Annotated in this window: 17 protein-coding genes and 1 pseudogene; 10 read left to right on the forward strand and 8 right to left on the reverse strand. The window is 61.8% G+C overall.

Going from position 1 to position 23,945, the window contains the following annotated elements; all coding sequences use genetic code 11:
- Window positions 1-79 precede the first annotated feature (79 nt).
- Window positions 80-1,228 carry an aldose epimerase family protein gene (locus J3P96_RS10530; protein WP_434656926.1) on the reverse strand — a complete coding sequence of 383 codons (1,149 nt, stop codon included), beginning with the start codon at window positions 1,226-1,228 and terminating at the stop codon, window positions 80-82.
- Between the two features lie 299 nt (window positions 1,229-1,527).
- On the opposite strand from J3P96_RS10530, the gene J3P96_RS10535 reads away from it, so the two are divergent.
- The 4 genes and pseudogenes from J3P96_RS10535 (at window position 1,528) to J3P96_RS10550 (ending at window position 5,284) form a co-directional block, all read left to right on the forward strand.
- Entirely contained in the window at window positions 1,528-2,277 is a 750-nt protein-coding gene (locus tag J3P96_RS10535; protein WP_434573300.1) for a hypothetical protein, read from the forward strand.
- 110 nt (window positions 2,278-2,387) lie between these two features.
- Window positions 2,388-3,173 carry a sulfite exporter TauE/SafE family protein gene (locus J3P96_RS10540; protein ID WP_434656929.1) on the forward strand — a complete coding sequence of 262 codons (786 nt, stop codon included), beginning with the start codon at window positions 2,388-2,390 and terminating at the stop codon, window positions 3,171-3,173.
- Between the two features lie 69 nt (window positions 3,174-3,242).
- Window positions 3,243-4,601 (forward strand): erythromycin esterase family protein, encoded by a 1,359-nt coding sequence (locus J3P96_RS10545; RefSeq protein WP_434656932.1) that lies wholly within the window; start codon window positions 3,243-3,245, stop codon window positions 4,599-4,601.
- 135 nt (window positions 4,602-4,736) lie between these two features.
- A pseudogene (locus tag J3P96_RS10550) lies at window positions 4,737-5,284 on the forward strand (DUF4174 domain-containing protein).
- A gap of 149 nt (window positions 5,285-5,433) precedes the next feature.
- Here the strand turns inward: J3P96_RS10550 and ampC are convergent.
- Window positions 5,434-6,582 (reverse strand): class C beta-lactamase, encoded by a 1,149-nt coding sequence (ampC, locus tag J3P96_RS10555; RefSeq protein WP_434656934.1) that lies wholly within the window; start codon window positions 6,580-6,582, stop codon window positions 5,434-5,436.
- Between the two features lie 224 nt (window positions 6,583-6,806).
- On the opposite strand from ampC, the gene J3P96_RS10560 reads away from it, so the two are divergent.
- Together J3P96_RS10560 and J3P96_RS10565 are read left to right on the forward strand one after the other, a co-directional pair.
- Window positions 6,807-7,685, forward strand: coding sequence for a Dyp-type peroxidase (locus J3P96_RS10560; RefSeq protein WP_434656936.1), 879 nt, complete (start codon window positions 6,807-6,809; stop codon window positions 7,683-7,685).
- 98 nt (window positions 7,686-7,783) lie between these two features.
- Window positions 7,784-8,530 (forward strand): SDR family oxidoreductase, encoded by a 747-nt coding sequence (locus J3P96_RS10565; RefSeq protein ID WP_434656938.1) that lies wholly within the window; start codon window positions 7,784-7,786, stop codon window positions 8,528-8,530.
- 113 nt (window positions 8,531-8,643) lie between these two features.
- On the opposite strand, the gene mapR is transcribed toward J3P96_RS10565, so the two are convergent.
- The 3 genes from mapR to J3P96_RS10580 all read right to left on the reverse strand — a co-directional run bounded on the left by mapR (window position 8,644) and on the right by J3P96_RS10580 (window position 11,985).
- Window positions 8,644-10,053, reverse strand: a complete 1,410-nt coding sequence (gene mapR, locus J3P96_RS10570) for a GntR family transcriptional regulator MpaR (RefSeq protein ID WP_434656940.1) — start codon at window positions 10,051-10,053, stop codon at window positions 8,644-8,646.
- An 88-nt stretch (window positions 10,054-10,141) separates the two neighbouring features.
- On the reverse strand, window positions 10,142-11,554 hold the full coding sequence (ccoG, locus tag J3P96_RS10575; protein ID WP_434656942.1) for a cytochrome c oxidase accessory protein CcoG: 1,413 nt from the start codon (window positions 11,552-11,554) through the stop codon (window positions 10,142-10,144).
- Between the two features lie 194 nt (window positions 11,555-11,748).
- Window positions 11,749-11,985 (reverse strand): DUF3203 family protein, encoded by a 237-nt coding sequence (locus tag J3P96_RS10580; RefSeq protein WP_434656944.1) that lies wholly within the window; start codon window positions 11,983-11,985, stop codon window positions 11,749-11,751.
- Window positions 11,986-12,121: 136 nt separating this feature from the next.
- Between J3P96_RS10580 and J3P96_RS10585 the strand changes: the two genes are divergently transcribed.
- A complete protein-coding gene (locus J3P96_RS10585; RefSeq protein WP_434573314.1) occupies window positions 12,122-12,622 on the forward strand; it encodes an MgtC/SapB family protein in 501 nt (166 codons plus the stop codon).
- A gap of 139 nt (window positions 12,623-12,761) precedes the next feature.
- On the opposite strand, the gene J3P96_RS10590 is transcribed toward J3P96_RS10585, so the two are convergent.
- Complete coding sequence (locus J3P96_RS10590) at window positions 12,762-12,926, reverse strand: hypothetical protein (protein WP_434573316.1); 165 nt, start codon at window positions 12,924-12,926, stop codon at window positions 12,762-12,764.
- A gap of 209 nt (window positions 12,927-13,135) precedes the next feature.
- On the opposite strand from J3P96_RS10590, the gene J3P96_RS10595 reads away from it, so the two are divergent.
- From J3P96_RS10595 to glgB, 3 genes are all read left to right on the forward strand, one after another.
- Window positions 13,136-15,133, forward strand: coding sequence for an alpha-1,4-glucan--maltose-1-phosphate maltosyltransferase (locus tag J3P96_RS10595; RefSeq protein ID WP_434656947.1), 1,998 nt, complete (start codon window positions 13,136-13,138; stop codon window positions 15,131-15,133).
- Window positions 15,134-15,294: 161 nt separating this feature from the next.
- Complete coding sequence (gene treS / locus J3P96_RS10600; RefSeq protein ID WP_434656949.1) at window positions 15,295-18,639, forward strand: maltose alpha-D-glucosyltransferase; 3,345 nt, start codon at window positions 15,295-15,297, stop codon at window positions 18,637-18,639.
- Window positions 18,640-18,650: 11 nt separating this feature from the next.
- Window positions 18,651-20,885 (forward strand): 1,4-alpha-glucan branching protein GlgB, encoded by a 2,235-nt coding sequence (gene glgB, locus J3P96_RS10605; protein ID WP_434656951.1) that lies wholly within the window; start codon window positions 18,651-18,653, stop codon window positions 20,883-20,885.
- A 269-nt stretch (window positions 20,886-21,154) separates the two neighbouring features.
- Here glgB and gudD read toward each other — a convergent pair whose 3' ends face one another.
- A complete protein-coding gene (gudD, locus tag J3P96_RS10610) occupies window positions 21,155-22,498 on the reverse strand; it encodes a glucarate dehydratase (RefSeq protein WP_434630078.1) in 1,344 nt (447 codons plus the stop codon).
- Window positions 22,499-22,528: 30 nt separating this feature from the next.
- Window positions 22,529-23,875: an MFS transporter gene (locus J3P96_RS10615; protein WP_434656953.1), complete on the reverse strand. Its 1,347-nt coding sequence runs from the start codon at window positions 23,873-23,875 to the stop codon at window positions 22,529-22,531.
- Window positions 23,876-23,945: the final 70 nt, after the last annotated feature.

Below are 23,945 nucleotides of genomic sequence, written 5' to 3' on the forward strand. Positions count from 1 at the left end.
TGTGGCAGCAGGATAGACCAGGCGTTCCAACCTTGATCGTTCCCGCGCAAAAAGCGGGAACGATCGGTTGGTGGCAGGATTACTCGGCCGAGAATTTCAGCACCATGGTCTGGGTGTAGGTCTGGCCCGGATCAAGTCGCGTGGCAGGAAAGGACGGCTGGTTTGGCGAATCGGGATAATGCTGGGTTTCCAGGGTAAACGCGCTCCAGTGCGGGTAGACCTTGCCTTGCTTGCCCTTGATCGTGCCGTCGAGGAAGTTACTGGTGTAGAACTGCACGCCCGGCTCGCTGGTGTAGAGCTGCAGGCGCCGTCCGGACTGCGGATCCTGGACCTCGGCGGCGAGTTTGCTCACGTCGCCCTTGGCGTCGAGTACCCAGTTGAAATCGAAGCCGCCTTGTTTCGGTTCGGCAAATTTCAGCTGCGGATGATCAGCCTTGATATGCGTGCCAATGGGCGTGGGCTTGGTGAAATCCATCGGGGTGCCGGCTACTGGCGCCAGCTCGCCGGTGGGGATCAGCTTGGCGGTCACTGGTGTGTAGCGGGACGCGTGCAGCGTCGCGACTTGCTTGAGGATGTCGCCATTACCGGCGCCGGCCAGGTTGAAATAGCTGTGGTTGGTCAGGTTCAGCACGGTCGGCTTGTCGGTGCTGGCCTTGTAGTCGATGCGCAATTCGTTCTGGTCGTTGAGGCTGTAGGTGACGTCGGTCTTCAGGTTGCCGGGAAAGCCCATTTCACCGTCCGCCGACAGATACGTCAGGGTCACGCCTACCGAGTCCTTGCCGTTGCTCGGCTCGGCCTTCCAGACACGCTTGTCGAAGCCTTGCGGCCCGCCGTGCAAGGAGTTGTCCTTGTCGTTCTGCGGCACCTGGTAGCGTTTGCCATCCAGCTCGAACGCACCACCGGCCAGACGGTTGCCGAAGCGACCGATGGTCGCGCCGAAATACACGTTGCCGTTCTTCTGGTAGCCCTGCACATCGTCGAAGCCGAGCACGATGTCGGCAGTCATGCCGTTTTTGTCCGGCACGATCAGTGACTGGAGGATCCCGCCGTAAGTGATGACGGTCGCCTCGACGCCGTGGCTGTTGCGCAGTACGTATTTTTCAACCGGCGTGCCGTCGTTGGTCTTGCCGAAGGCAACGCGTTCATTGGTCAGGCCGGCGGCCTGGGCAGAGGTGGCAATCATCAGAGAGACTCCGAGGGCCGTGAGCAGATGTCTGGATTCAAGCATGGTGTGACCTTCCTTTCCTGTTGTTTTGTTGTTGTTTTTAACGTGGTCGAGTCCGTTACCTGTCGGACAGCGATGAAGGTTTTTCTGTTCAGTAGTCTTTCTATTTGAGGGTGGAGAAGGGATTTATAGCTATAAATCGAGATTTATCAATTAAAAAGTAAGACTAATTGAGCGAGGCGAGCCTTGGCCAAACGTGCACTTTCATGGCCGCTACCGCACTTTTACGGTTTTTGTCGCTCTATCCATGGCCAGGAAACGGCGATTCCCCACCGCTTCCCCCATGCCCAGACCGAGATTCGATGGCCGCTGTCTTACATTCCGTGAGGGTCTTGCCACGTCGCTGCGGCTTGCTGCTGGCGAGCCTGTTGCTGATGCTCAGCGGCGGATGCAGCCATCAGCAAGGCCAGGACATGGTTACCCAGTTCAGCAATGCCAGGCCCCAGGAGTTCTTGCAGACCAGCGTCGACCGCATGGCCACGCTGTCGATGCATGACAACCTGCAGAGCCTTTACCTGCTGATGCACAAGCTCTACCTGCGCAACCCGGAAGAACTGCGCAAATCCGGCTTTCTCGATGCCCGTATCGCCGTCAAGCAAGTGCGCGAGGCGATTGAACAGCAGCAACCCTTGCCAGCCCTGGGCAACAGGAAGGACCTGGCAGCGCTGAGCTATGCGATGAGTCCCGAGTTTCTCGGTGACCGGGTCGGAGCGTTCATCTATGCCATTGGCAGCATGCTGGTGACGGCTCACGGCAACCGTCTCGAGTTCTACATGACCGACACCATCGATCCGCGCTTCGTCAGCAACGCGGCGCGCAACATCGAGAAAGCCACGTGGCTGTTGGGCCAGCGGCAGAACAAGGACGGCACGCCGATGCTGTTCTCCAATGAAATCTCGGAGGAGGGCAGCAACCTGAGCTTTGCCGTGGAGTTCGGGAAGATCGTCGCGCGCCTCGACCTGCTGACCCAGATGCTGGACGAGCGCTATCGGCGAATCGGCTTGAATTATGCGCAGAGTCTGCTGTTTCTCAATTTCCTGCCTGTTCAGTAGCTGCGTCGTGCAAATGGAATAAACATAGATCACATCGATATAGGGAGTTATAAGAAAAATCGCTATGCTCGCGGCCAGATTTTTCATGCGGTCGCGCTGAGACGGGTTTGATGGATTTCGGTAATGTCGGTTTAGTCGTAGCGGGACTGGTGGTCGGTTTCATCGTCGGGATGACCGGCGTCGGCGGCGGATCGCTGATGACGCCCATTTTATTGTGGTTCGGCATCAACCCCGCGACGGCGGTGGGGACTGACCTGCTGTACGCGGCGATTACCAAATCCGGCGGCGTGCTGGTCCATGCGAAAAACCGCAATATTGACTGGGCCATCACCGGTTGGCTGACTTTGGGCAGTGTGCCGGCGGTTGGGCTGACCCTGTGGTTTCTCAGCAGCCTGAACAGTTCTCCCGACGCGATGAACGCGGTCATCAAGCAAGCCCTGGGCTTTGTGCTGTTCGCCACCGCCCTGGCAATCCTGTTCAAGAAGCGCCTGCTGCAGTTTGCCCATGACCGCGCCGGCGGCCATTACAACCCCAGTGGCTCGCGTCTCAACCTGTTGACTGTCATCACCGGCCTGGTGCTGGGCACGATGGTCGCATTGACTTCCATCGGCGCCGGCGCCCTGGGCACCGTCGCGCTGTTCATCCTCTATCCGTTCCTGGTCACCAAGCGCCTGGTTGGCACCGAAATCGCCCATGCCGTGCCGTTGACCCTGGTCGCGGGCCTTGGCCACGCAAGCATGGGCAACATGGACTGGCACATCCTCGGCTTTCTGCTGATCGGTTCGTTGCCGGGCATCTATCTGGGCAGCCACTTGTCGGGACGCGTTTCCGACGAGCTCCTGCGCCCTTGCCTGGCGGTGATGTTGGCCATGATCGGTTTCAAGCTCGCGTTCTGATTTGGTCGGAGTCATGGCTGCCTCGGCATAGTCATACCTGTAAACCAGGTACTGATGAGGCCTCGATCCATGAACAGCCCAGCCAGAGATCTGCTGCAACGCCTGCGCCGTCGTCGCGCCGAACCGCGCACCGACATCGCCGACATCCTGCGCCGTCACGCCGAACCGCTGCCTGCCGAGGACAGCCCGAGCTTTGGCGAAATGTTTGATCGCTTCGCCGACGCCAAGGTCGTGCTGATCGGCGAAGCCAGCCACGGCACCCATGATTTCTACCGCACCCGCGCTGCTATTACCCGGCACCTGATCGAGCGTCACGGCTTCGGCATTGTTGCCGTCGAAGCCGACTGGCCCGACGCCGGACAGATCGACCGCTGCGTGCGCGACCTGGGGCCTTCGGCCTGGAAACAGCAGGCGTTCGCCCGGTTTCCCAGCTGGATGTGGCGCAACACCGATGTCCAGGACTTTGTCCGTTGGTTGCGCGGCTACAATCTCGGCCAGCCTGACGCTCATCGCGTGGAGTTTCGCGGGTTGGACGTCTACAGCCTGCGCCATTCTATCGACGAGGTACTCGATTACCTCGACAAGAGCCATCCCCACCTGGCCCGTGACGCCCGCCATCGTTATGGCTGTCTGACGCCCTGGCACGACGACCCGGCGCTGTATGGCCATTTCACCGAGCGCGGCAACCTGGCGACATGCGAAGACGCCGTGGTCGAACAGCTCAACACGCTGCTCGCCGAGCGCCTTGATCCGTTGATCAAGGATGACGAGAGCTTCTTCAGCGCGGTGCAGAACGCCCGCGTCGTGCGCGCCGCCGAACAGTACTACCGCGCCATGTATCGCGGCGGCAAGTCGTCCTGGAACCTGCGCGACCGGCACATGTTCGACACCTTGCAAAGCCTGCTGGAGCATCGCGGGCCTGATGCGAAAGCGATCGTCTGGGCGCATAACTCCCACATCGGCAACGCCGCCGCGACACGAATGGGCTGGGAGGGTGAGTTCAACATCGGCCAGTTGTGTCGAATGGCCTATGGTCGTGGCGCGGTGCTGCTGGGCATGGGGACCGACCGTGGCAGCGTGGCGGCGGCCGACGATTGGGACGCGCCGATGAAAATCAAGCAGGTGGTGCCGGCGCTGGCCGGCAGTTGGGAGCGGGAGTTTTCACTGGCCGGTGTGCGCGCATCGCTCACGGACTGGCGGACCGACCCGGACGAAGCACTGTTGGACGTGCTGTCCGAGCCGCTGCTCGAACGCGCGATCGGAGTGATCTACCGCCCTGAAACCGAACGCCAGAGTCATTATTTCGAAGCGGTACTGGTCGAGCAGTTCGACGCCTGGCTCTGGTTCGAGCAGACCGAAGCCGTCACGCCGTTGCCCACGCCGCACACGCTGGAGCGCGAGGAAGACACCTTCCCGTTTGGCCTCTGAAGCAGGCCTGGCGTGGTTGCGCTATGGGTCCGTTGGCCTAAGCTTCAGGCAGGCAATAGCGGTATCGGGCGACTCTCGCGGAACAATCGCCGCCATGTGCAATCAGTACAGCGTAATTATCAAAAGGAGAGGCGCATGCTTATTCGGTCGTTGACCTTCGCTACGTTGCTGGCCATCGCCGGCCCGTTGTTCGCCGCCGATGGCGACTCACCCCTGGTAGCGGAGGTGGGCAAGTCCCGGCCTGTGATTGTCATTGCGCCAGTTCTGTCGATCCTGCGTGGGTCAGCCTGAAGAAAGCCTTGGACGAGCCGGCGGGCAAGCAGGGTTTCTCGGAGCGCAACATGGTGCTCTATACCGTGCTCAATACCATCGGCCAGCGTGATGGCAAGGACCTCGACCCGCAAAGCACCATGGCATTGATCCGTTCCCTCAAGCTGGGAGCGGGAGCGCAGACCAAGATCATCCTGGTAGGCAAGGACGGGGAAAAGAAGCTTGAGCATTCCGGCGCGATCGAACTGAAGGCGCTGTTCGATACCGTCGACAAGCTGCCCGAGACGGAAAAACAAGCCACGGCGCCAACCCCACCACCAGCGCCGGAACCCGAGCCGGCCAAGGACGCCAAAGGCACCAAGCCGGGCAAGGCGACCAAGCCTGCGGCTGCGCCGAAACCGTTGGATGACTGATTCCCGAAAGCAACGATACCCCTGTGGCGAGGGAGCTTGCTCCCGCTGGGCTGCGTAGCAGCCCTATGCTTTTTCCGGGCTCATCGTCTGACAGATTTGGGGCCGCTTCGCGACCCAGCGGGAGCAAGCTCCCTCGCCACAAAAGCACCTCATCGCGCTTCTAATGCCATCAGGATCTGGTGCGCGGCTCTCACGCGTTCTTCAATCGGGTAGTTCTTGTTCGCCAACATCACGATCCCCAAGTCCTCTCCAGCGACGAACGCTGCGTATGCGCCGAAACCGTTAGTCGACCCTGTCTTGTTGATCCAGGCGCCGTCGAGCGCGGGGCGCGGTGGGGTGAGCGGCTCGGCCTTTTGCGGCGTCAAAGCCATCTGTGGACTGTTGCCGGCGAGCAAGCCATCGAGGGTGAGCGGAGGTTGGTAGAACTCCCAGCCCAGCCCCTGGTGCATCCCTCCAACCTTGTAGAAACCTGTCTGTGTCGTAGCAACGGCTCGCTGCAGATCCGCGTCCAGTTTCCCAGGTTGCAGATTGACCTCTACAAACCGGATCAGGTCCGCTGAGCTGATCTTCAATCCATAGGCTTCAGAGGCCAGCGCGCCAGGCCCGACCCGCACAGGCTTGCCATCCTTGGCGTAGCCTTGGGCGTAGGTTGCCATTTGATTGTGTGGCACTTGTACGTAGCTGTGCTTGAGGCCCAGCCCGGGCATCAGGGTCTGTTCCATCACTTCATCAAACGGTCGACCCAGGCTGCGGGCCGCCAGGAAGCCGAACAAGCCGATGCTCGGGTTCGAATAGAGCCGCTGGGTGCCGGCCGGGTAGAGCGGTTTCCAGGATTTGTAGTAGCCGAACATCCGGTCGGGATGGTCGGCATCGTCGGGAAACTGCAACGGCAGGCCGCCCGCGCTATAGGTGGCGAGATCGAGCAGGCGGGCGTTTTCAAGGGCACTGCCGCGCAGTTCGGGGGCGTAGCGCCCGGCGAGGTCTGACAGCTGCAGTTTGCCCTGGGCCTGGGCGTAGGCGCCGAGTGTCGCGGTAAAGGTCTTGCTGATCGAGCCGACTTCGAACAGGGTCTGCTCGGTGACGGCTTTTTTCGTATCTTTGGAGGCAACGCCATAATTGAAGAACCGGCGCTGGCCGTTGTGCGTGATCGCCACGGCCATGCCCGCGATGTCCTGCTCTTTCATCAAGGGTTGGATAACGGCATTGACCGTGTCTTCAATGCGCTCCTGGGCGAAGCCCGGAGTGGTCCCGCAGGCCAGGACAAAAGTCCCGGCGAGTATCGATTTGGCAATGTGCATCTGGACCGCTCTCGTTAGCTCTCCTTGAGGGCGGTCAATCTAGGACGTTTTCCGCTGTCGGGCAATCCGAGGCCATCGAGTAGAGGCCTGGTTCAGAATGGTCCCACAAGGATGCGGGAGCATTCCTACAAAAAGCCCGGCGGCCTGACGCGACCGGCCTCAAGCCAAACCACACAAAGCGGCGGCCGCCGGGTAAACTCGCGGCTCTTTCCAAAGGAGTTCCCATGAGTTACTACCAGCCCGGCATTCTCGCCACCCCTGTTCCGCCTCAGGCCCGTCATCTGTTTTTTGCCCTGGAATCGGTCGAGGCACTGCCGGCTGCGATCGACAAGCTGTTGCTGCAACTGGATGGCCGCGTGGTAGTCGGCTTTGGCGAATCGCTGGTCCAGGCGCTGGGCGCCAAGGTCGAAGGCTTGCGCGCGTTCCCGGCGCTGGCGGGCGTCGGCGTGGACAACCCGTCGACCCAGCACGCGCTCTGGTGCTGGCTGCACGGCGAGGACCGCGGCGAGCTGATGCACCGCAGTCGCGCCATCGAAGCGGCATTGGCGCCGGCACTGCGTCTGGTGCAGATGAACGAAACCTTTCGGCACATGACCGGCCACGACCTGACCGGTTACGAAGATGGCACCGAAAACCCTCACGACGAAGCGGCCGTGGCCGCCGCCCTGGCCAAGGGCAACGACGGGCTGCGCGGTGGCAGTTTTGCTGCGATCCAGCAATGGCAGCATGACCTGGACGGTTTCGCCGCGATGCAGCCCCATGAGCGAGACAACATCATGGGCCGGCGCCTGAGCGATAACGAAGAGCTCGAAGATGCGCCTGAGTCTGCCCACGTCAAGCGCACGGCCCAGGAAAGCTTTGCTCCGGAGGCTTTTGTCGTACGCCGTTCCATGCCCTGGATCGAAGGTGACCGCGCTGGCCTGATGTTCCTGGCGTTCGGTTTTTCCCTGAACGCCTTCGAGGCGCAATTGCGGCGCATGAGCGGTCTGGAGGACGGTATTACCGATGGCCTGTATCGCATGAGCCGGCCGATTACCGGTGGTTACTACTGGTGCCCGCCGCAGTTGGACGGGCGCCTGGACCTGCGGGCTCTCACCCGCTAAGCAGCGTCCCGCTCCGGCAGGCTGGTCGCGTTGTGCAAATCGTCGAGTCAACGCTATCCTTGGGCCCGACGTATTTGCCTGGAAACGGGAGAGCAAGCGTGGATAAAGTCATCGTCATCACCGGTGGCGGGCGTGGGATCGGGGCGGCCACGGCGTTGTTGGCGGCCGACCTGGGCTATCGGATCTGCATCAACTACCAGTCGGATGAAAACGCTGCCCAGGATGTGCTCGCCCAGATCCGTGCCAAGGGCGTGCAGGCCATTGCGGTGCGGGCCGACGTGAGCATCGAGGACGAAGTGGTCGGCCTGTTCAACCGCGTGGACACCGAGCTGGGCCGCGTCACCGCCCTGGTGAACAACGCCGGTACGGTTGCCCACAAGTCCCGACTCGATGAAATGTCCGAGTTCCGCATGCTCAAGATCCTGAAGACCAATGTGCTCGGGCCGATGTTGTGCGCCAAGCAGGCGGTGCTGCGCATGTCGCCCCGGCATGGCGGGCAGGGCGGCAGCATCGTCAACGTTTCCTCCGTTGCCGCCCGCTTGGGCGCACCGGGTGAATATGTCGACTACGCGGCCTCCAAGGGCGCATTGGACACCTTCACGGTCGGCCTTTCCAAGGAGGTCGCTGGCGAAGGTATTCGCGTCAATGCGGTCCGCCCGGGCTACATCTACACCGATTTCCATGCCCTCAGCGGCGATCCGGAGCGGGTCAGCAAGCTGGAATCGGCGATCCCCATGGCCCGGGGCGGACGTCCGGACGAAGTGGCCGAGGCGATTATCTGGCTGCTGTCGGACAAGGCTTCGTATGCGACCGGGACGTTTGTGGAGCTGGGGGGCGGGCGCTGATCCTGGGTTGCCTGTTCTGGCGCCATCGCGAGCAAGCTCGCTCCCACATTGGAATGCGATCCCCTGTGGGAGCGAGCTTGCTCGCGATAGCAATCCTAAGGGCAACATCGCACTCAGAACGATCGAATAATCCGCCCCAACGTTTCCATGGCCTTTTCCGACACATCGGTCCAGGGCCCGCCATAGTTCAGGCGAATACAGTTCCTGAAGCGCCGGGTCGCTGAAAAGATCGGCCCCGGTGCGATACTGATGCCTTGCGCCAGAGCCATCTGGAACAGTTTCAGCGAATCAATCTGCTCCGGCAGCTCCAGCCACAAGAAGTACCCACCCGCCGGCTGGCTCACCCGAGTCTGCGCCGGAAAATACCGGGCTATGGCGGCGAGCATGGCGCTTTGCTGTTCTTCCAGGGCGTAGCGCAACTTGCGCAGGTGACGGTCGTAGCCGCCATGCTGCAGGTAATCGGCGATGGCGGCCTGGGCCGGCATCGAGGCGCACAGTGAAGTCATCAGCTTGAGCCGCTCGATCTTGCGGGCGTAGCGCCCGGCGGCGACCCAGCCGATGCGGTAGCCCGGGGCCAGACTCTTGGCGAATGAGCCGCAGTGCATCACCAGGCCTTCGGTGTCGAACGCTTTCGCCGGCTTGGGAGCCTGCTGGCCGTAGTAGAGTTCGGCATAGACATCATCCTCGATCAACGGCACCTGGTAGCGACGCAACAGTTCGACCAGGGCCTGTTTGCGCGCTTCGGGCATGGTCGCGCCAATCGGGTTCTGGAAGGTGGTCATGCACCAGCAGGCCTTGACCGGATGGCGCGCCAGCGTCTGTTCCAGCACATCGAGATCAATGCCGTCGCGTGGGTGGACGGGGATTTCCACCGCCTTGAGTTTCAGCCGTTCGAGCACCTGCAGGCTGGCATAGAAGGCGGGCGCCTCGATTGCCACCAGGTCGCCCGGCTCGGTCACGGCTTGCAGGCACAGGTTCAATGCTTCCAGGGCGCCGTTGGTGACGAGCAGTTCCTCCATGGGCAGCATCAGGCCGCCGACCATATAGCGCAGGGCGATCTGGCGGCGCAGTTGAGGGTTGCCCGGCGACATGTCGGTGACCACTACGCGCGGATCCATGTCCCGCGTGGCGCTGGACAACGAGCGGGACAGGCGTTGCAGGGGAAACAGCGTCGGGCTGGGGAATGCCGAGCCGAACGGTACGGTTGTCGGATCCTTGATCGAGTCGAGCACCGAAAATACCAGTTCGCTGACGTCGACCTCGGTGGATTCGTGGACCTGACTGCTGGCGACCGGCTCGCAGAACGGGCTCGGCGCATGATGATTGACGAAGTAGCCGGAGCGCGGCCGGGCACGGATCAGACCACGTCGCTCCAGCAGGTAATAGGCCTGGAACACGGTGGACGGACTGACGCCGTAGGTCTGGCTGGCGTAGCGCACCGACGGCACCCGTTGGCCCGGCCCGAGCATGCCGGAGCGGATCAGTTCGGCGATGTCGTCGGCAAATTTTTCGTAGCGTTTCATGACGGGTCCGGTCTTGAATCACGCGTGGTTTGCGCTTTTAACTGCGGAAGCGCGCTCGTTTCCCACAAAAGCAAGGCATCTTAAGGCTTCACCGATTCATCGGTGCTACAAAACGGCTTTTTGCTTCGCTGTAAATGTCTGGCTCATCACTGTCGGCGACCTTGAATGTCAGTTCCTGGGACCCGCTCCGGGGCCGTTCGTTGAGCATCGCCACCGAAACCGGCACGTCGACGATTTCCCCGGGTGCCAGGCTCAACTGGGTCTTGCCTTGCAGGACGAAACCGTCGCCGTCCATCAGCGACAGTTGGTACGCCTGGCGTTGCTGGGTCTTGTTGATGATCTTCAGGCTGTAGATGTTTTCGATCTGGCCCTGGCTGTTCTCACGGAACAGCCCACGGTCCTTGCTCACATCCAGCGACACCATTGGCCGCTCCACCAGTGCCAGGGCCAGCGCAGCGATCATGACCATCAGTACCGCCGTGTAGCCGACCAGCCGTGGTCGCAGCAGGTGAGTCTTGCCGCCTTGCAACTGACGTTCGGAGGTGTATTTGATCAGGCCACGGGCGTAGCCCATCTTGTCCATGATCGAATCGCAGGCGTCGATGCAGGCCGCGCAGCCGATGCACTCCATTTGCAGACCGTCGCGAATATCGATGCCGGTCGGGCAGACCTGTACGCACATCTGGCAGTCAATGCAGTCGCCCAGCCCGATGTTGGCCGGGACCGCATCGCGTTTGCGCGGGCCGCGAATTTCGCCACGGGCCACGTCGTAGGAAATGGTCAGCGTGTCCTTGTCGAACATCACGCTCTGGAACCGCGCATAAGGGCACATGTGCATGCACACGGCTTCGCGCAGCCAGCCGGCGTTGAGGTAGGTCGCCCCGGTGAAAAAAAGCACCCAGAACAGACTGACGCCAGCCATTTGCAAAGTTAGCAGCTCTTCCGCCAGCGGCCGGATCGGGGTGAAGTAGCCTACGAACGTCAGGCCGGTGAGCAGGCTGATGGCCAGCCACAACGTATGTTTGGCCGAGCGTCGCAGCAGTTTGTTCACGCCCCACGGCGCGGCTTGCAGCTTGATCCGCTGGTTGCGCTCACCTTCGGTGATCTTCTCGACCCACATGAAGATCCAGGTCCATGAGCTCTGAGGACAGGTGTAGCCGCACCACACGCGCCCAGCGAACACGGTAATCGCAAACAGGCCGAACGCGGCAATGATCAACAACGCCGAGAGCAGGATGAAATCCTGGGGCCAGAAGGTCGCGCCGAAAATATGGAATTTGCTTTCGGAAAGATTCCAGAGCACCGCCTGGCGACCGTTCCAGTCCAGCCACACCGTGCCGAAGAACAGCAGGAACAGGACGCCGGCACCGCTGATGCGCAGGGTACGAAACAAACCGCTGAAGCTACGGGTGTGGATCAGGTTGTCGGTAGTCCTGGCCCTGATTCTCGTGGGCGCGGGGTCGAAGGTCTGTATCAACTGGGCGGGGATTCTTTCGCTCATGGTCGGTCGCTCATCAGCCGCTATCTGGCCGGAGCACTATGACCATCGAACTGTTTGCATAACAGACTCAGGTAGCGGCATAAAAACCGGATCAGATACCGCGCGGCCCCGGCCCTGCGACACTTTGATGCACCCGGCAATGACCGAACAAGCCTCTCCTATGGCAAGGGAGCAAGCTCCCTCGCCACGTGAAGTCAGATCACAGAGTCGCTGTCAGTCGCCTTCAGGTTCTGCCGTCCGTCAGCCGCTCCGGCCACGGTCAGGGCATCCACTTCCGCCTCGGTCAGGTAGACCCGCCCGCCATTGAGCTCCACGGCTGACATGGCCTTGTCCGGGTCGGTAATGATCGTCAACTCGCTCGCCGGTCGCTGTTCCTGGCCGTTGGGGGTGTCGAAGTGGCAGGTCCGGTTGTCATCGATTCGTACAGTCATGTTGATGCTCCTTCCTTCAATGTCTGAACGTTAGGTGGCGTGCCGCCGGCAGGGTTCGTTGCGGCTGATCAGCGGTCGGTCGCACGTCTCGCATCGCTTGTGGTCCATCATTTATCGAGTGAAGAGAGGAAGGTCCATGGAATCGTGGTGGGATGAAGTCTGGATAACCCTGCAAGCTGAATTCGCCGACATCACCGATACCGAGCAGATGACGCGGGTGACGGTGCGCCTGGTAATGGCTGCACTGCTGGGCGGCATCCTGGGATTCGAGCGTGAGCACAAGGGCAAGGCCGCCGGCGTGCGTACCCATATGCTGGTGGCGCTGGGCGCCGCGCTGTTCGTGTTGGTGCCGCAGATGTCCGGTTCCCAGGCCGACGCGATGAGCCGGGTGATCCAGGGCGTCGTCGCCGGCATCGGCTTCCTCGGCGCCGGCACCATCCTGAAAAACGACAATGGCGACGAAAGCCACGTAAAAGGCCTGACCACCGCCGCCGGCCTGTGGATGACCGCCGCCATCGGCGTTGCCGCCGGATTGGGCCGGGAAGCGACAGCGTTGCTCAGTACGGTGCTGGCGCTGGCGATTTTCAGTGTGATGCCGATGATTGTTCGGGCGTTGGAAAAAGACGAAAAGTTGTAACCATTCGCCGGACTGGGCATGGAATTCTGTGGGAGCGAGCCTGCTCGCGAAGGCGGAGTAATCAGCACCACCTATGCTGACTGACACACCGCTTTCGCGAGCAGGCCCGCTCCCACAGGTTTTTCACTGATCTGGCGAGTCAAACCCGCTCCGGCGGCGCCTCGCTCGGCGGATCTCCCAAAGGCGGTTGCGGGTCCAGCGGTGGGTCCTTCTCTGGAATCGGCTCGGGATCCGGACCGGGTGGCGGCAGGGTTGGGTCGTCGATGTTCGGATCGGGTGTTTCGGCCGGGATGGGAATGGTCATTCGATCGGGCCTCCGGGGTGGATGTGGCTTGAGTCGTGCTTGTCTGGTTGACCATGGCCCGACGGGTTTGATTCCCCGGTGCCGGCCAGTAAATCGTGCTGAACTTTTGGTCGCCGGTCCGGTTCGGAGCTTAAGTGAGTTAAATCAGGGACCCATTGGGCCTTTACCGCCACAAGCGCGTCCATGGGGCGTAGAAGGAGCGATGCTCGATGACTGCCGAACAGCCAAATGACCTGGCGTACAACCCGCATCTGCCGTTGTCCCAGGCGTTGTTATTGCCACGTATTGCGATTGAAAACACCATGCCGGTGATCGATGGCGGGCAGTTTGCCGCCAAGGCCCTGGCGGGACAGGACGTGACGGTGACCAGCAAGGTATTTGCCGATGGCCACGATAAGTTGGCTGTGCGGATCCGCTGGCGTGCGCTGGAAGACGATATCTGGAACAGCGAAGTGATGACCGAGCTGGGCAACAACAGCTGGCGCGGTCAATTTAACCTACCGGCCGTCGGCCGCTACGTGTTTTGCATCGAGGCCTGGTTTGATCAGTTCGCCAGCTTCCGCTACGAGCTGGAAAAAAAATTCGCCGCCGGGGTCCCCATCAGCCTGGAGCTGCAGGAGGGTCGCAATCACGTGCAACAGGCTGCCGAGCGCAGCGATGGCGAATTGAGCGAACAGCTGGCCGAGTTGCACCAGCAGCTTTCGAGTCTGTTGCCGGAAGAACAGGTCGCCCTGTTCCTTGAACCACGCAGTGCGGACCTGATGTCGCTGGCCGACCATCGGCCTTACCTGAGCGTCAGTCCTGAATATCCGCTTGACGTGGAACGTGAACGGGCCGAGTTCGCCAGCTGGTATGAGTTGTTCCCTCGCTCGATCACCGATGATCCCAGCCGCCACGGCACGTTCAACGACGTGCATTCGCGCTTGGCGGTGATCCAGGACATGGGCTTCGACGTGCTGTACTTCCCGCCGATCCACCCGATCGGGCGCAGTTTCCGCAAAGGTCCGAACAACTCCCTGACCGCCGGCCCCGACGATCCGGGCAGCCCTTACGCCATTGGCAGCGAGGAGGGCGGGCACGAGGCGATTCACCCGCAGTTGGGCACTCGCGAGGATTTCCGCCGTCTGGTGGCCGCCGCAGCCGATCACGGCCTGGAAATCGCCCTCGACTTCGCCATCCAGTGTTCCCAGGACCACCCCTGGCTCAAGCAGCATCCGGGCTGGTTCAGCTGGCGGCCTGACGGCACGATCAAATACGCGGAGAACCCGCCGAAAAAATACCAGGACATCGTCAACGTCGATTTCTACGCCGCCGATGCGATACCGAGCCTGTGGACCGAACTGCGCGACATCGTGGTGGGCTGGGTCAACGAGGGTGTGAAGATATTCCGCGTCGACAATCCCCACACCAAGCCGTTGCCGTTCTGGCAGTGGCTGATCGCCGACGTGCGCGCGCAGTACCCAGAGGTGATGTTCCTGGCGGAAGCCTTCACCACACCGGCGATGATGGCGCGGCTGGGCAAGGTCGGTTATTCCCAGAGCTACACCTATTTTACCTGGCGCAACACCAAGGCCGAACTGGCGACCTATTTCACTGAGCTCAATGAGTCGCCTTTGCGCGAATGCTACCGGCCGAATTTCTTCGTCAATACGCCGGATATCAACCCGGCGTTCCTCCACGAGTCGGGGCGCGCCGGTTTTCTGATTCGCGCCGCGCTGGCGACCATGGGGTCGGGCCTGTGGGGCATGTATTCGGGCTTCGAGCTTTGCGAATCAGCAGCGGTGCCAGGCAAGGAGGAATACCTCGATTCGGAGAAGTATGAGATTCGGCCACGGGATTTCACCGCGCCGGGCAACATCATCGCCGAGATCGCTCAGCTCAACCGTATCCGCCGCCAGAACCCGGCGCTGCATACGCACCTGGGCCTGAAGATCTACAACGCCTGGAACGACAACATCCTGTACTTCGGCAAGCGCACGCCGGATGGCAGCAACTTCATCCTGGTGGCGGTAAGCCTCGATCCGCACAACGTCCAGGAAGCCAATTTCGAGTTGCCGTTGTGGGAAATGGGCCTGCCGGACGATGCCCAGACCCAGGGCGAGGATTTGATGAACGGCCACCGCTGGACCTGGTACGGCAAGTACCAGTTCATGCGGATCGACCCGGCATACCAGCCGTTCGGGATCTGGCGGATCAGCGTGGCGTGAGGCGCGAGAACGGCTTTCGTGGCGAGGGAGCTTGCTCCCGCTCGGCTGCGCAGCAGTCGTGATCTCAGGGGCCGCTTCGCAGCCCAGCGGGAGCAAGCTCCCTCGCCACGTAGATATCGCCAGCCAGTCCAGCGGTTTTATCGAATTTTCAGGAGTTGCAAATGGCCAAGAAACCCCGGTCTGCCACCTTTATCAATGACCCGCTCTGGTACAAGGACGCGGTGATCTATCAGGTCCACGTCAAATCCTATTTCGACTCCAATAACGACGGGATCGGCGACTTTCCCGGGCTGATCGAGAAGCTCGACTACATTGCCGACCTGGGCGTCAACACTATCTGGCTGCTGCCGTTCTATCCTTCGCCCCGGCGCGATGACGGTTATGACATCGCCGAGTACCGTGGCGTCAGCCCCGACTACGGCACCATGGCCGATGCGCGGCGCTTCATTGCCGAGGCCCACAAGCGCAACCTGCGGGTCATCACCGAGCTGGTCATCAACCACACCTCGGACCAGCATCCCTGGTTCCAGCGCGCGCGCAAGGCCAAGAAGGGCTCGAAGGCGCGGGATTTCTACGTCTGGTCGGATGACGATCACAAGTACGACGGCACGCGGATCATTTTCCTCGATACCGAGAAGTCCAACTGGACTTGGGATCCGGTGGCAGGCCAGTACTTCTGGCACCGCTTCTATTCCCACCAGCCGGACCTCAACTTCGACAACCCGCAGGTCATCAAGGCCGTGCTGTCGGTGATGCGCTACTGGCTCGACATGGGCATCGATGGCCTGCGCCTGGATGCGATTCCGTACCTGATCGAGCGCGACGGCACCAACAACGAGAATTTGCCCGAGACCCATGACGTCCTCAAGTTGATCCGCGCCGAGATCGACGCCAATTATCCCGACCGCATGCTGCTGGCCGAGGCCAATCAGTGGCCGGAAGACACCCAGCTGTATTTTGGCGATGTCGACGCTCAAGGCCTCAATGGCGACGAATGCCACATGGCGTTTCACTTCCCGTTGATGCCGCGCATGTACATGGCGCTGGCCCAGGAGGATCGTTTCCCGATCACTGACATCCTGCGCCAGACTCCGGAGATTCCAGCCAATTGCCAATGGGCGATTTTCTTGCGCAACCACGATGAGCTGACGCTGGAAATGGTCACCGACAAGGAGCGCGACTACCTGTGGAATTACTACGCGGCCGATCGCCGGGCGCGGATCAATCTGGGCATTCGCCGTCGCCTGGCGCCGCTGATGGAGCGCGACCGTCGCCGCGTGGAATTGCTCAACAGTTTGCTGCTGTCGATGCCCGGTACGCCGACTTTGTACTACGGCGATGAAATCGGCATGGGCGACAACATCTACCTCGGTGATCGTGACGGCGTGCGCACGCCGATGCAGTGGTCCATCGACCGCAACGGCGGTTTCTCCCGCGCCGACCCGGCGAGCCTGGTGCTGCCGCCGATCATGGATCCGCAGTACGGCTACCTCTCGGTGAACGTCGAGACCCAGGCCGGCGACCCGCACTCGCTGCTCAACTGGACCCGTCGGATGCTCGCGGTGCGCAAGCAGTCCAAGGCTTTCGGCCGGGGCACGCTGAAAATGCTGTCGCCGAGCAACCGCCGGATCCTTGCCTACACCCGTGAATACACCAGCCCGGATGGCAAGCATGAAATCATTCTCTGCGTCGCCAACGTTTCACGTAGCGCCCAGGCGGCGGAGCTGGACCTCTCGGCCTATGCCGGCATGGTCCCGGTGGAAATGCTCGGGGGTAATGCCTTCCCGCCCATCGGCCAGTTGAATTTCCTCCTGACCCTGGCGCCGTACGGCTTCTACTGGTTCGCCCTGGCGGCGGAAAACCAGATGCCGAGCTGGCATGTGGAACCTGCCCAGAGCCTGCCGGACTTCACCACGCTGGTACTGAAAAAGCGCCTGGAAGAATTGCTTGAGGCGCCGTCACGCACAACGTTAGAGCAGAGCATTCTGCCAAGCTGGCTGCAGAACCGTCGCTGGTTCGCCGGCAAGGACAGCGCCATCGAGAAAGTCGACATCGTCTATGGCGTGCGCTTCGGAGATCCGCAACGGCCTGTGCTGTTGAGCGAAATCGACGTGACCAGCGCCGGTCAGACGTTGCGCTATCAACTGCCATTCGGTCTGTTGGCCGAGGACCAGGTGGGCCCGGCGCTGCCCCAGCAACTGGCCTTATCGCGGGTCCGCCGGGGGCGTCAGGTCGGGCTGATTACCGATGCGTTCACCCTGGAGAGCTTCGTGCGAGCCGTGATGCAAGGCATCCAGGCCAACACCGTATTGCCGTGCGCCGATGGCGAGTTGCGGTTTGAACCCACCGCAGGCCTGGCGGCGCTGAACCTTGGCGCCGAGCCGGAGGTGCGCTACCTGTCCGCCGAGCAGTCCAACAGTTCGGTGGTGGTTGGCGGCAGCCTGGTGCTCAAGCTGATCCGCAAGGTCGCGTCGGGCGTGCATCCGGAACTGGAGATGAGTGCTTACCTGACCGCTGCCGGCTTCAGCAATATTTCGCCGCTGCTAGGTTCGGTGATTCGCCGCGACGCCCGGGGCGAGGATGCGCTGCTGATGATCGCCCAGGGTTACCTGAGCAATCAGGGTGATGCGTGGGAATGGACCCAGAACAACCTCGAGCGCGCCTTGCGCGACGAACTGGCGGACGCGGTGTCCGAACAGGAACAGCACTACAACGCCCTGGGTGAGCTGAAGGACTTCGCCGGCATGCTCGGCCAGCGTCTGGGGGAAATGCACAAGGTGCTTGCCCAGCCCACCGACAACCCGGGCTTCGCGCCGCAGGCCACCAGCGCCAAAGAGGCCCAGGCGATCGGCAAGGACGTCGTCGCCCAGGTGGAAAACGCCTTGCGTCTGCTCAAGCAGAACCAGGGGCAATTGAACCCGGCGGACCAAGCCATGGTCGCACGCTTGCTGGAACACAGGAAAACCGTGCTGGCCCATGTCCAGGAACTGGCCGGCAAGGCGGCCGGTGGCTTGCGTATCCGGGTGCATGGCGACCTGCACCTGGGGCAGGTGCTGGTGATCAAGGGCGACGCCTACCTGATCGACTTCGAGGGTGAGCCGGCGCGGCCGTTGCGTGAGCGGCGTGGCAAGCACAGCCCGTACAAGGACGTCAGCGGCGTGCTGCGTTCCTTCGATTACGCGGCAGCGATGGCTGTCCAACTGCACACCGTGGACACCACAGCCGACGCCGATGCGGCACGCAAACGGGTCGCCGACCGCTATTTGATTGAGGCCCGCCAGGCATTTGTCGAGGCGTATCGGCTGGCGGCAGCTAGTCTTGCCCATGAATGGAAGGATGCTGAAGGCGAGGACGCCGCGCTGGCGTTGTTCGGCCTGGAGAAGGCGGCCTATGAAGTGGCTTATGAAGCCGAGAATCGCCCCGCCTGGCTGCCCGTGCCGTTGCACGGTCTGTACGGGCTGTTGAGTGGGCTGCAACCCTTTTCCGATTTAGCCGGACCGATTTAGTGGAGAGAATCATGAGCGTCTCGAACAAGGAAACCCAGGGGCAGGCCAAAGAGGCATTGTTGCCGGCCCCCCACGACATCGACGCGCTGGTGCGCGCCGAACACCAAGATCCGTTCTCGATCCTGGGCCCGCATGGCGACGGGGCGGGCGGGCAATTTATCCGCGCGTACCTGCCCGGTGCGTTGAGCGTGAATGTGCTCGCCCGTGACGGCGGCGAGGAGCTGGGCGAATTGCAGGCTACCGAAACGCCAGGCCTGTTCGTCGGCCATTTCGACCGCGCACAGCCGTACCTGCTGCGCACCCGTTGGGCGGGCGGCGAGCAGGTTGCCGAAGACCCCTACAGCTTCGGCCCGCTGCTGGGGGAGATGGATCTTTACCTGTTCGCCGAGGGCAATCACCGCGACCTCAGCGCGTGCCTCGGTGCGCAACTGAAGACGGTCGATGGCGTCGACGGTGTGCGCTTCGCGGTCTGGGCGCCGAACGCGCGCCGGGTGTCGGTGGTGGGGGACTTCAACGTCTGGGACGGGCGCCGGCATCCAATGCGCATCCGTTATCCGTCCGGCGTGTGGGAGATCTTCATCCCGCGGCTCGGTCCGGGCGAAGGCTACAAATACGAAATCCTTGGCGCCCACGGTATCCTGCCGCTCAAGGCCGACCCGGTGGCCCTGGCCACCCAGATGCCGCCGGACACGGCATCCAAGGTCGCCGCGCCGTTGAAAATCGAGTGGCAGGACGACGAGTGGATGCAAAGCCGACGCGAGCGCCAGCTACCAGGCGCGCCGCTGTCGATCTACGAGTTGCACGCCGGTTCCTGGCAGTGCGAAATCGACGAGGCGGGGGAGGTTTCCCGGCAGTACAACTGGCATGAAATGGCCGAGCGGTTGATTCCCTACGTCAAGGACCTGGGCTTCACCCACATCGAACTGATGCCGATCATGGAACACCCGTTTGGCGGCTCGTGGGGCTATCAACCGCTGTCGCAATTTGCCCCAACCGCGCGTTTCGGTTCGCCCGATGATTTCGCCGCGTTCGTCAACGCCTGCCACCAGGCCAATATCGGCGTGATCCTCGATTGGGTGCCGGCGCATTTCCCGACCGATACCCACGGCCTGGCCCAGTTCGACGGGACCGCGCTGTATGAATACGGCAACCCGCTGGAAGGCTTCCACCAGGATTGGGACACGCTGATCTACAACCTCGGGCGCACCGAAGTCCATGGGTTCATGCTGGCCTCGGCGTTGCATTGGCTCAAGCATTTCCACGTCGACGGCCTGCGGGTCGATGCGGTGGCCTCGATGCTGTATCGCGACTATTCGCGCAAGGCCGGCGAGTGGGTACCCAACCGCCACGGCGGACGGGAGAACCTGGAAGCCATCGACTTCCTGCGCCACCTCAACGACGTGGTTGCACTGGAGACGCCCGGCGCGCTGGTAATCGCCGAGGAGTCCACGGCATGGCCGGGTGTCAGCCAGAGCACGCAACAGGGCGGCCTGGGTTTCGCCTACAAATGGAACATGGGCTGGATGCACGATTCGCTGCATTACATCCAGCAGGACCCGGTGTACCGCGCTCATCACCACAACGAACTGAGCTTCGGCCTGGTTTACGCCTGGTCCGAGCGTTTTGTCTTGCCGATTTCCCATGACGAAGTGGTCCACGGCAAACGCTCGCTGATCGACAAGATGCCCGGTGATCGCTGGCAGAAATTCGCCAACCTGCGCGCCTACCTGAGCTTCATGTGGGGCCATCCCGGCAAGAAACTGTTGTTCATGGGCTGCGAGTTTGGCCAATGGCGCGAGTGGAACCACGACCAGCAATTGGACTGGTACCTGCTGCAATACCCGGAGCACCGGGGCGTGCAGAAACTGGTGAGCGACCTGAACCGGCTCTATCGCGAAGAACCGGCGCTGCATGACCAGGACGATGCGCCGCAAGGCTTCCAATGGCTGATTGGTGACGATGCGGTCAACAGTGTCTATGCATGGCTGCGCTGGAGCAAGGATGGCCGGCCGGTGCTGGTAGTCGCCAACTTCACGCCGGTGCCGCGCGAGGCGTATCGGGTCGGCGTGCCGTTTGGCGGACGCTGGGTGGAATTGCTCAACAGCGATGCCGACACCTATGCCGGTTCCAACTATGGCAACGGCGGCGGTGCCTCCACCGAGGCGATCCCCAGCCATGGCCAGGCGCTGTCGCTGGAACTGAACCTGCCGCCGCTGGCGGTGCTGATCCTGCGGCCGGAGGGATAACTACTCGCCGAGGTATCAAAGCAGTGATGACCGTGGCGAGGGAGCTTGCTCCCGCTGGGCTGCGCAGCGGCCCCAGGATTTTGCGGTCGCTGCGCAACCGAGCGGGAGCAAGCTCCCTCGCCACGGGAACAGCGGTGGGAATCAAGCCAGATTTACACCGGGCCATTGTGGGAGCGAGCCTGCTCGCGATAGCGGAGGGTCAGTCTACATCGATGTGACTGAACCACCGCAATCGCGAGCGGGCTCACTCCCACAAGGTTTTATACTTCTCAGCGAACCAGGCACGGCTGCTTGTTGTTGAATGTCCAGCCCGGGATCAGATACTGCATCGCCACCGAATCATCCCGCGCCCCAAGTCCCATGCCTTTGTACAACTCATGAGCCTTGGCCAGCTGGTCCATGTCCAATTCGATCCCCAGCCCCGGTTTCTTCGGCACCTGCACGCAGCCACCGCGGATCTGCAAGGGCGCCTTGGTCAGCCGTTGGCCGTCCTGCCAGATCCAGTGAGTGTCGATGGCGGTGATGTCGCCCGGCGCGGCGGCCGCGACGTGGGTGAACATCGCCAGGGAAATATCGAAGTGGTTGTTGGAGTGAGAGCCCCAGGTCAGGCCCCATTCATTGCACATTTGCGCCACCCGCACCGAACCCTGCATCGTCCAGAAATGTGGATCGGCCAAGGGAATGTCGACCGACTGCAACGTAATCGCGTGACCCATTTCGCGCCAGTCGGTGGCAATCATGTTGGTGGCGGTCTTGAGGCCTGTGGCGCGACGGAATTCAGCCATGACTTCACGACCCGAATAACCATTCTCGGCGCCGCAAGGGTCTTCGGCATAGGCCAGCACCTTGTGCTGATCACGGCACAGGCGGATGGCCTCCTTGAGTGACCAGGCGCCGTTCGGGTCCAGGGTGATGCGCGCCTGGGGGAAACGCTCGGCCAACGCCGTCACCGCTTCGATCTCTTCATCGCCCCTGAGCACGCCGCCCTTGAGCTTGAAATCCTCGAAGCCATAGTGCGCGTGGGCCGCCTCGGCCAGACGCACCACCGCGTCAGCATCCAGGGCTTTTTCGTGGCGTACGCGGAACCAGTCATTTTCAGCCTGCGGTTCGCTGCGGTAGGGCAGGTCGGTCTGCTGGCGATCACCGACGTAGAACAGGTAGCCGAGCATCTTCACTTCATCGCGCTGCTGGCCTTCGCCGAGCAGGGCGGCGACCGGCACATCCAGGTGCTGGCCGAGCAGGTCGAGCAACGCAGCTTCCAGGCCGGTGACGGCGTGGATGGTGATACGCAGGTCGAAGGTCTGCAGGCCGCGACCGCCGGCATCACGATCGGCAAAGGCCTGGCGTACGCTGTTGAGGATTTTCTGGTAGGTGCCGATGGGGCTGCCGACCACCAGTGAGCGAGCATCTTCGAGGGTCTGGCGAATGCGCTCACCGCCGGGCACTTCGCCCACGCCAGTATGCCCGGCGTTGTCCTTGAGAATCACGATGTTGCGGGTGAAAAACGGGCCATGGGCACCGCTGAGGTTGAGCAACATGCCGTCGTGGCCAGCCACGGGCACGACTTGCATGCTGGTGATGATCGGGGCTTTGCTGGTTTCTTGGGTAGTCATCGTGTACGGATCCTTGAGTTATTGTTGTGGTCAGGCGTGACTGGTAGCCGGGTCGGTGGAAGGCTTGATGGTTTTCGGCCTGGGCGTATTGCGCGCGGCAAACACGATGATCGCGGCAATGATCGATGTGGCCGCCAGGCCATAGAGCCCGCCCTGGATCGAGCCGGTGTGCTGCTCAAGCAGGCCGAAAGTAGTCGGGGCGACGAATCCGCCGAGGTTGCCCACCGAATTGATCAGCGCGATGACACCGGCGGCGATCCGTGCGTCCAGGTAGGCCTGGGGAATCGGCCAGAACAGCGAAGAGGCGGACTTGAAACCCAGGGCCGCGAAGCAGATCGCAACGAAAGCGAAGATCGGCCCGCCGGTGGTGGACATGAACATGCCTGCCGCAGCGATCAACAGGGCAGCGGCAACCCAGGCCTGCTGGAACTTCCATTTGGCCGACAGCGAGGCGAAGGCGTACATGCCGACGATCGACAGCAACCAGGGAATCGAATTGAACAGCCCTACCTGAAGGTCGCTGAGCTCGCCCATCTTCTTGATGATGCTCGGCAGCCAGAAGGTCGCCGCGTAGATGGTCAGTTGGATAAAGAAATAGATCAGGCAGAACAGGATGATCTGGCGGTCCTTGAGCAATTGGCCGATCGACAGTTTGATCGGCGTCGCCGCTTCACGGGCCGACTGTTCATCGTCGATGGCCTTGACCAGCGCATCCTGCTCGTCGCGACTGAGCCACTTGGCGTCGTGAGGCTTGGAGTCCAGCCAGAACCAGACGAACACACAGAGGCAGACCGAAAACATCCCCTCGATGAAGTACATCCACTGCCAGCCGTGCATGCCCAGGCCGTTGATCTGCAAAAGCAGCCCCGACAGCGGGCCGGAGATCAGCGAAGCGATCGCCGAGCCGCTGAGGAAAATCGCGATGGCCTTGCCGCGCTCGACGCCGGGCAGCCACCGCGTGAAGTAGTAGATCACGCCGGGAAAGAAACCGGCTTCGGCCACACCCAGCAGGAAACGCAGGATGTAGAAGTGGGTTTCGTTCTGGATGAAGGCCATGCCTGCCGCCACCAGGCCCCAGGTGAGCATGATGCGTGTCAGCCAGATACGGGCGCCGATGCGTTGCAGGAGGATGTTGGACGGGACTTCGAACAGCGCGTAGCCGATGAAGAACAGGCCGGCGCCAAAACCATAGGCGGCTGCGCCGATGCCCAGGTCGTGCTCCATATGGGAACGGACGAAGCCGATGTTCACACGGTCGATGTAGTTGACGATGAACATGATGACGAACAGCGGCAGGATGTGGCGCTTGACCTTGGATATGGCCGAGGACAGCACCGGATCCGCGCCGGCATCTGCCTTGAGGCTGGATGAGTTCACTGGATTTTCTCCCACTGTTTATTTTTATGCGGGGCATCGTGCAGGTGTCGATGTTGATAGACATCATACA

Origin of the sequence: Pseudomonas sp. R3-56, assembly GCF_051132075.1 — a bacterium.
GTDB lineage: Bacteria > Pseudomonadota > Gammaproteobacteria > Pseudomonadales > Pseudomonadaceae > Aquipseudomonas.

What these genes read in the sequence shown, in the direction of transcription:
- J3P96_RS10535 (WP_434573300.1), top strand. Translation starts at nt 1,528, where the DNA reads ATGGCCGCTGTCTTACATTCCGTGAGGGTCTTGCCACGTCGCTGCGGC.
- ccoG (WP_434656942.1), bottom strand. Translation starts at nt 11,554, where the DNA reads ATGAGCGAAAGAATCCCCGCCCAGTTGATACAGACCTTCGACCCCGCG.
- gudD (WP_434630078.1), bottom strand. Translation starts at nt 22,498, where the DNA reads ATGACTACCCAAGAAACCAGCAAAGCCCCGATCATCACCAGCATGCAA.
- glgB (WP_434656951.1), top strand. Translation starts at nt 18,651, where the DNA reads ATGAGCGTCTCGAACAAGGAAACCCAGGGGCAGGCCAAAGAGGCATTG.
- J3P96_RS10545 (WP_434656932.1), top strand. Translation starts at nt 3,243, where the DNA reads ATGAACAGCCCAGCCAGAGATCTGCTGCAACGCCTGCGCCGTCGTCGC.
- J3P96_RS10540 (WP_434656929.1), top strand. Translation starts at nt 2,388, where the DNA reads ATGGATTTCGGTAATGTCGGTTTAGTCGTAGCGGGACTGGTGGTCGGT.
- J3P96_RS10585 (WP_434573314.1), top strand. Translation starts at nt 12,122, where the DNA reads ATGGAATCGTGGTGGGATGAAGTCTGGATAACCCTGCAAGCTGAATTC.
- treS (WP_434656949.1), top strand. Translation starts at nt 15,295, where the DNA reads ATGGCCAAGAAACCCCGGTCTGCCACCTTTATCAATGACCCGCTCTGG.
- J3P96_RS10595 (WP_434656947.1), top strand. Translation starts at nt 13,136, where the DNA reads ATGACTGCCGAACAGCCAAATGACCTGGCGTACAACCCGCATCTGCCG.
- J3P96_RS10590 (WP_434573316.1), bottom strand. Translation starts at nt 12,926, where the DNA reads ATGACCATTCCCATCCCGGCCGAAACACCCGATCCGAACATCGACGAC.
- J3P96_RS10560 (WP_434656936.1), top strand. Translation starts at nt 6,807, where the DNA reads ATGAGTTACTACCAGCCCGGCATTCTCGCCACCCCTGTTCCGCCTCAG.
- mapR (WP_434656940.1), bottom strand. Translation starts at nt 10,053, where the DNA reads ATGAAACGCTACGAAAAATTTGCCGACGACATCGCCGAACTGATCCGC.
- J3P96_RS10580 (WP_434656944.1), bottom strand. Translation starts at nt 11,985, where the DNA reads ATGACTGTACGAATCGATGACAACCGGACCTGCCACTTCGACACCCCC.
- ampC (WP_434656934.1), bottom strand. Translation starts at nt 6,582, where the DNA reads ATGCACATTGCCAAATCGATACTCGCCGGGACTTTTGTCCTGGCCTGC.
- J3P96_RS10530 (WP_434656926.1), bottom strand. Translation starts at nt 1,228, where the DNA reads ATGCTTGAATCCAGACATCTGCTCACGGCCCTCGGAGTCTCTCTGATG.